This is a genomic window from Clostridium sp. (assembly GCF_050717535.1).
Taxonomy (GTDB): Bacteria; Bacillota; Clostridia; order Clostridiales; family Clostridiaceae; genus Clostridium_AD.
Genome location: NZ_JBOITM010000060.1, coordinates 1 through 7,606 on the forward strand (window position 1 = coordinate 1; position 7,606 = coordinate 7,606).

Below are 7,606 nucleotides of genomic sequence, written 5' to 3' on the forward strand. Positions count from 1 at the left end.
TTCTAATTAGCAGAAGAACAAAAGTATTTCTTTTGTAGGAGAACATGTTAGACCATTAACTCGTAAGAGTTAAGGCTATGTTCGTTGAATCAGGAATCCCGTGACTTTTAGTCATGGGTAGTTCAAAGTGAAGTTGTTTTATTAAGTCAGGAGTTGGACACACTTATTTTTCAATATTATTTATATGAAGGGTAAGTAAAAATAAGCTAAAAATATTCCTAGGGATTCGTCTTAAGGAATTTTTTTATTTTTTGTTGAATCTTAAGTAAGAATTAAGTGTTAAGTATAGTACTAGCACTTAATTCCATTAAGATAAAAAGCATGTTAGAAGATAATTATAAGGTTATCTTCTAACATGCTTTTGTTAGTATCATATTAAATATCAGAATTAACATCAAATAAAGAATACATTATATCAAATTCTTTTATTTCTTCCTCAGACAATTGAATAGTAACAACACCTACTGATTTCACTGACTTTCTTTGTTTTATACCCTTATTTTTCCTTTTTAACATTTTTACCGCTCCCTTCTATTTTTCATTTGGTATTTTAATATTTAAAATACCTATTTTAAGTCTTTCTTAAATAATAAAATTAGCTTTATCCCAAACCTAAGGAGTAAATGTAATTTGGATAAAAAGTATGCTTAAACTGTATGTCATTAAAGTGACACGTACTGTTCCTATCTATAAGTAAATTATAATATTAAAAACGATATAATTCAAGTAGTTTTTTATAAGCTTGAATATTCAGAATATTAAAATACTCTTACAGCCCTTTGTTTGCAACGTTTAGAGGGTGTTAAAAAGATAACAAAATTGTTAAAAATTTAACTCGACGAAACAATTAATCAGTTTTATTAGGGTAAAATACTAATTTAATAAGTATCTTGCCCTTGGTTTATGATAGAAAGATATGTATATGGCTTTCCATATTTCAATAAAATACATAAAACTGAGAATTTTAATTTTCTAAGTTAATATATGTTATTTAAGCACAGTTTTGAGGTATAATAGACTAATGAAAGAACAAGCCATACCTTGGACATATTCATTACAAGTATTAATTTAAAGGTAGTGGTTAGTTTTTTTAAAATGGATAAGAAGGGGTGCAATTATGGAAACTGAGGTAGCAAAGCCAACAATAAGGCCAATAAAAAAGCATAAGAAAATTGTTTTAGGTATTATAATTACTATTAGTACTTTGCTTATTATATACTTTGGGATGGCAATATATTTCATGAATCATTTTTATTTTGGTTCTGCAATAAATAGCATTAGTGTTTCTGGTAAAATTGTAGAGGATGTAAATGAACAAATGGCATCTGAAATTCAAAAATATCAGTTAAGCATAAAAGAACGAGGCGGTATAAATGAGCAAATTAGTGGGGAAGACATTGGCTTAAAGTATGATATGAATGATGAATTTAAGGAGCTTAAAGATAAACAAAATCCTTATAAATGGATTTCAGCAGTTTTTAATAAAAAAGATTCTAAAATGATAGCAGGGGTTACATTCGATAAAAATTTACTAAAGAAGCAAGTGGATAAGCTCTCTTGTTTTGATAGTAGTAAGGCAATTGAACCTAAAAATGCTAGCTATAAGTATACAGATAATAGTTATGTGATTGTGGATGAAGTTATTGGAAACAAGGGAAATAAAGATACTTTATATGAGTCGGTGGTAGATGCAGTGAACACGGGCGAAACATCAATAGATTTGGAATCAATTAATTACTATGTTAAGCCACAATATACCTCAAAATCTCCAAAGGTCCTTGCTACAAGGGACATGCTTAATAAATATGTATCTTCAAAGATTACCTATACTTTTGGAGAAGATAAAGAAATTTTAGATGGTTCTAAAATAAACAAATGGTTTACAGTTGATGAGAATAGTGAAATAACATTTAATGAAAGTGAAGTTGAAATTTATATGGACATACTCGCTAGTGAATATAATACAGTTGCGAAGACAAGAAGTTTTGTTTCATCATCAAAAAAGATAATTAATGTTAGCGGTGGTACTTATGGCTGGGCCATTAATAAAGTTAAAGAAGTCAAAGATTTAATTTCTGCCATTAAGGAAGGAAAATCTATAGAAAGAGAACCTGCATATTATCAAACTGCCTTATATCATGGTAAGGATGATATTGGAAATACTTATGTAGAAATAGATCTTTCAAGGCAACATGAATGGTTCTATAAAAATGGAGTGCTTATAACAGAAGGGGATGTTGTCACAGGTAATGATGGATCTGATAAGACGAGAACACCCACCGGCATTTATCAAATCAATTATAAAGAAAGAAATGCAACCCTTAAAGGTGAAGGCTATGCCTCTCCTGTGAATTATTGGCTACCGTTTAATGGAGGAATAGGAATTCATGATGCAAGCTGGCGAGATAAGTTTGGCGGAGTACTATATAAATCAGGCGGATCCCATGGTTGTGTAAATACACCATACGAAGTAGCAAAAACAATATATAATAATATAGACGCAGGTACTCCAGTTGTTTGTTATTAATAGTAGATAAACTGTAATTATTGTAAAGTTGTCACAAGTAACCCCATATCATTAGATATGGGGTTTAATATGTTAGGAAGTTTATACTAAGTTGCTGTTGTCTAAGGTTTCAATGGAATTTTTCAAACATTGTGATATATATTTACTTTTACTATTTTTAAGATATCTGTGAAAACTTCATCTTTAACAACATTTTGGAAGCTTCGAGTCTGACATCTTCTATAAGTGGCAGTTGCCTAGCCTAGAAAGATTACTTTGGTGGCGGTCCAAATCTGCTTCCAAAGTTGTTAATATTGCAGCATCGCAGATGATGATTTAACAAGCCTCTCTGAAATAACGGAAAGTCAATGTCCTGTTAATATAATATGTGTAATATTTTACAATACATTTTTCAAGTGTTAAACTAAAGTGAAATCATGTTAGGGGGAAATATTGTGAATAAAATTAGTGATGTAGAAATAAAAAGAGTAAAAGCTATGGGTTTTTTAGCAAATAATGATGGAGTACATTTTTCAGCTAGAATTATAACTGAAAATGGTGTACTGAGTTCAAGGCAACTTATAAATATTAGTGAAGCTTCTGAAAAATATGGAAATGGTAAAATTGCATTTACAGTAAGACTTACATTGGAAATACCTGGAATTGAGTTTGAGAATATTGAAGCAGTAAGAGGGTACATAGCTAAAGAAGGAATGATAACTGGTGGTACAGGACCAAACGTTAGGCCTGTAGTTTCTTGTAAAGGAACAGTTTGTAAATTCGGACTTTTTGATACACAAGCTATGGCAAAAGAAATACATAAGAATTTTTTTGAAAAATATCATAATGTTATTCTTCCTCATAAGTTTAAAATAGCAGTAGGTGGATGTCCTAATAATTGTGTTAAGCCTGATTTAAATGATTTTGGAATTGTAGGACAGTTGATACCTAAGTATAATGCTGACAAATGTGTAAAGTGTAAAGAATGTTTAGTTGAAAGTACATGTCCTATGGGAGCGGTTAAATTTATTGATGGGACACTTATCATTGATAAAGAAATTTGTAATAATTGTGGATGTTGCATTGATAAATGTCATTTTGATGCAATGGAAGAAGGTATGCAAGGCTATAAAATATATATTGGTGGCAGATGGGGAAAATCAATTCGTCATGGTTCCCTTATTAATAAAATATTCACAAAAGAAGAGATTATGAGTATTCTTTTTAAAACAATTCTATTTTTTAAAGATAATGCTTTTAAAGGAGAACGATTTGGAAGTGTCATTGATAGGTTAGGGCTTAAATATGTTGAAGCAGAAATACTAAGTGATGAAATTTTAAAAAGGAAAGATGAAATATTAAATTCACCTATAAAAATTAAAGGAGAACAAGAATGAATTTAAGAGAAATTTATCTTTTTTAATATGTATAATGATTATATTAGGACTCGTAGGTTGTACTAACAAAGAAAAGGTTATAGATACTAATAAAAATGAAACAATTTCTTTACCTTGGGTTTGCGTGTAAACTATCGATCTATGATTTGGAAAAGGTGGAATATGCTATGGAACTTACAGGGGTTACAAAATATAGAGGTAAAAATTTACTGAAATTTTGAAATTTCATGCTTACTATTTATATATTTAGTTTTAAAATGAAAAATATAAACATATTATAAACTAGTTATTATGTTTAAATTTTAGACGAAAGGTATAAATAGGTATGAAGAATGTTGATATAAAAAAGCTTTTTAAAAGTAAGCATACAGGAAATGTTATTATTTTCATAGCTTTAATTTTACTAATATATTTACTTGTTTCCTTATATTTTTCTAAGCATTCCTTTTTTAATACAGTAATAAATGAGGTAGATGTGTCATTAAAAGCACATGAAGATATAGAGGATATAATTAGAAATCATGTTGAGGATTATAAGTTACAATTAGTAGAAAGAAATGGGGAAATAGAAGAAATAATAGGACGAGATATAGGAATGGAGTACAATGAAAAAAATAGTATTTATAAAGTTTATCCACGGCAAAACTCCTTTAAATGGATAATTTCATTATTAAAGGATCAAAAATGTTATGCTCCGGATTTATTTGTCTACAATAAGGATAACTTAGGAAATAAAATAAATGGATTAAACTGTTTAAATACAGATATTATAGAACCTAAAAATGTAAGCTTTAAGTATGCAAATGGTTTCTATAAGGTTATTGAAGAAGTATATGGAAATAAAATAATTAAAGATGAATTATATGAAGATATAAAAATGAGCATATTAAAAGGAGAGAGAAAATTAGATTTAAATGAAAACCACTGTTATGAAAATCCAAGGTACACTTTAAGTTCTGACAAAGCGATTGTTACTAGAAATTTATTAAATGAGTATGTGAAAGCAAAGATAATTTATAAATTTGGGAGTGAAGTGGAAATATTAGATGGAAATATTATAAGTGAATGGCTTACTGTTGATAAAAATTTAGAAACGGTCATAAGCGAAATAGCAGTTATGAAATATGTTAAAAGCGAAATAGCAGTTATGAAATATGTTAAAGCATTGAGTAAAAAATATGATACTGTTGGTATAGCAAGAAATTTTAAGACATCAATTGGGAAAATAGTGCAAGTTAGCGGTGGACTTTATGGATGGGAAATTAATCGTGAGGCTGAAACAAAAGCATTAATAGAAAATATAAAACAGGGTAATGTAATTGAAAAAGAGCCTATATATAGTAATAAGGCTTTATATAGGGCGGAAAATGAAATAGGCAATACTTATGTAGAAGTTAATATAACAAAACAGCATTTATGGTTTTATAAAAATGGAAAGCTTATAACACAAGGTTCTGTAGTAACAGGTAATCCCAATAGAGGATCTTCTACCGTCATTGGAACTTATATGCTTAATTATAAACAAAAGGGTGCAACATTAACTGGACCTGGTTATGAAGCCCCAGTAACTTATTGGATGCCTTTTTTCGGGAATATAGGAATACATGATGCAAGTTGGAGATATTCTTTTGGAGAAGAGATATATAAGAGTAGAGGAAGCCATGGATGCATAAATGCTCCAATCTATTTAGCTAAAAAAATTTTTGAAAATATAGAAGATGGAACTCCCATTATTTGTTATGAAGAATAAAGCTTTGTGGATTCAATCCAAAGATTCAATCCAAAGATTCAATCCAAAGATTCAATCCAAAGATTCAATGCAAAGCTTTATTCATCTTGCTAAATGAATTCGTACTATCAGAAGTGTTATCTTGTAGTATAGTTTAATTAATAATACTGAACAATAGTGTGTATCAGAGTGGATACATAAATCTAGTATTATTAACTGTTCAATTTTTTGTTTTTTATGTTTGATTTTGTAGAAGCAAAAGAAATTATTGCAATAATACATATGCTTACCAATAGCCCTATGCGATGGGTTGGATTAAATGTTACTCCAATTGCTGTTGGTTAAAAGAAACCCTTGCAGAACTTAATAGCCCTACAAAGGTTCATGATAAACAGATGCAACAAATCAGAAATATTTTTATTCATTATACTTTTTAAATAAACCATCCAAAGCTTCTCTTAGAAGAGATGCTTCAGTCCTATCATTTGATCTAGAAAGCTCTGAAAGTCTATTTAATTGGGTTTTAGTAAAATAGCTTGATTTAAGTACCATACTTTCTGCTTCTGAAAGACAAATTCTATTTTTACCGAGTTTTTTTGCTCTAAAGAGGGCGCTATCTGCAACTCTAAGAAGATCTATAACATTTTTCGAATCTCTAGGATAGCTAGCAACTCCAAAGCTTAGAGTAATATTGATATTTTCTGTTTTGGTAGAATTTTTTAAATCAAAAGTATTATCTGATAAATATCTTCTTATTTCTTCTAAATCCATAAAACTTCTTTCTGCACCTTTTTTTACAAGCAATAAAGTAAATTCATCACCACTTCTACTTATTACATCTGTTTCAGACAAATTATTGTTAAATATAGAGATAACTTTACTAATTACTTCATCACCTATAGTATTTCCATGAATCGTATTAATATTATTTAAATTATCAATGTCACAAGCGACTATACTAAAGGGTCCTTCATTATCTTTAATCAACTCTTTGATTCTTAATGTTATTTCTTCTATGGAAATTAGTACTTTTTTCATAATTAATTCTCCTTAAAATGGTTATTTTAATATCTCACAACTTGTTGTCTTTATTGTTAAGGTATACTTGAAGTAAACGTTACTCTGGAGAGTGGAACAAAGTAATATGTTTGTTTTTCGCTGCCATTTTTATGCTTTTTAACTTCTCAACGTATAATTAAATAATTTAATATATATATATTGTAACATATATATGCATGAGTATATATATGTTATGATATATATGTTATTATATATACATATATGTTAGGATAAATGTAAAAGAATGAAAACTGTAGTTAGTTAATTATAAATGTAGTGTTGCTAGACATTTAAGAACTATGGCTAAAATCGAAGAAATATAATGAGTGGGGTGAAGTATTTTAAATGTTTAGTGGATGTAATGTTATGAATATGCAAAATATAATTGAGCAAGATACTTTTCAAAGCAAATCAGATTGGTATGTGATTATTAATTACTTTGAATGTTCTTTGAAGGAGAAATACCGAAGAAAATGTACTGTTGATGTATATCTTAAAGATGTAAAACAATATATTGATTGGTATTTTTCAAATAATAAAAATGAATGTTTTATATTAAACAATGAGAATCTTAGAAGATATGAATTGTATCTTCAAAATGTAAAAAAATACAAAAAAAATACTATAGCATATAAAAGGGTAGCCTTACGTAAAATTAGCAAGTTTTTAATTGAATTTAATCAACAAAATAGTAATGAAGTATCTTCTAATTGTCCTAAAACAAATAGAAATCAGTATAATTATTTAACAGATTCATATATAAGACTGTAATATTTAAAGCATACACTAAAAGTGGATTCCTCGGAATCCACTTTTGTATTGTGCGCCCGGCATGGGCGCAATCTAATGGGTGAAAGTCCCTAGCACGGGTTAATAGTGCCAAGTGCATAGCTTAAGACAAGGGTGTCCATCGCG

Annotated in this window: 6 protein-coding genes and 1 pseudogene; 5 read left to right on the forward strand and 2 right to left on the reverse strand. The window is 28.8% G+C overall.

From position 1 onward, the window contains the following. Window positions 1-126: 126 nt before the first annotated feature. Window positions 127-195: pseudogene (locus ACREVU_RS08965) on the forward strand (Spo0E family sporulation regulatory protein-aspartic acid phosphatase); the annotation flags it as partial. Window positions 196-375: 180 nt separating this feature from the next. Here ACREVU_RS08965 and ACREVU_RS08970 read toward each other — a convergent pair. After that, a complete protein-coding gene (locus ACREVU_RS08970) occupies window positions 376-516 on the reverse strand; it encodes a hypothetical protein (protein ID WP_431551254.1) in 141 nt (46 codons plus the stop codon). 601 nt (window positions 517-1,117) lie between these two features. On the opposite strand from ACREVU_RS08970, the gene ACREVU_RS08975 reads away from it, so the two are divergent. The 3 genes from ACREVU_RS08975 to ACREVU_RS08985 all read left to right on the forward strand — a co-directional run bounded on the left by ACREVU_RS08975 (window position 1,118) and on the right by ACREVU_RS08985 (window position 5,653). Then, window positions 1,118-2,527: a L,D-transpeptidase family protein gene (locus ACREVU_RS08975; RefSeq protein ID WP_431551255.1), complete on the forward strand. Its 1,410-nt coding sequence runs from the start codon at window positions 1,118-1,120 to the stop codon at window positions 2,525-2,527. Between the two features lie 434 nt (window positions 2,528-2,961). Beyond that, on the forward strand, window positions 2,962-3,903 hold the full coding sequence (locus ACREVU_RS08980) for a ferredoxin-like domain-containing protein (protein WP_431551256.1): 942 nt from the start codon (window positions 2,962-2,964) through the stop codon (window positions 3,901-3,903). Window positions 3,904-4,228: 325 nt separating this feature from the next. After that, window positions 4,229-5,653: a L,D-transpeptidase family protein gene (locus ACREVU_RS08985; RefSeq protein ID WP_431551257.1), complete on the forward strand. Its 1,425-nt coding sequence runs from the start codon at window positions 4,229-4,231 to the stop codon at window positions 5,651-5,653. Between the two features lie 396 nt (window positions 5,654-6,049). Here ACREVU_RS08985 and ACREVU_RS08990 read toward each other — a convergent pair whose 3' ends face one another. Next, entirely contained in the window at window positions 6,050-6,670 is a 621-nt protein-coding gene (locus ACREVU_RS08990; RefSeq protein ID WP_431551258.1) for a GGDEF domain-containing protein, read from the reverse strand. Window positions 6,671-7,057: 387 nt separating this feature from the next. On the opposite strand from ACREVU_RS08990, the gene ACREVU_RS08995 reads away from it, so the two are divergent. Continuing rightward, a complete protein-coding gene (locus tag ACREVU_RS08995) occupies window positions 7,058-7,462 on the forward strand; it encodes a site-specific integrase (RefSeq protein ID WP_431551259.1) in 405 nt (134 codons plus the stop codon). Window positions 7,463-7,606: the final 144 nt, after the last annotated feature.

Bases quoted from the DNA above. Each gene is read 5' to 3' on its own strand.
- ACREVU_RS08970 (WP_431551254.1), bottom strand. From the start codon at position 516: ATGTTAAAAAGGAAAAATAAGGGTATAAAACAAAGAAAGTCAGTGAAA.
- ACREVU_RS08975 (WP_431551255.1), top strand. From the start codon at position 1,118: ATGGAAACTGAGGTAGCAAAGCCAACAATAAGGCCAATAAAAAAGCAT.
- ACREVU_RS08985 (WP_431551257.1), top strand. From the start codon at position 4,229: ATGAAGAATGTTGATATAAAAAAGCTTTTTAAAAGTAAGCATACAGGA.
- ACREVU_RS08990 (WP_431551258.1), bottom strand. From the start codon at position 6,670: ATGAAAAAAGTACTAATTTCCATAGAAGAAATAACATTAAGAATCAAA.
- ACREVU_RS08995 (WP_431551259.1), top strand. From the start codon at position 7,058: ATGAATATGCAAAATATAATTGAGCAAGATACTTTTCAAAGCAAATCA.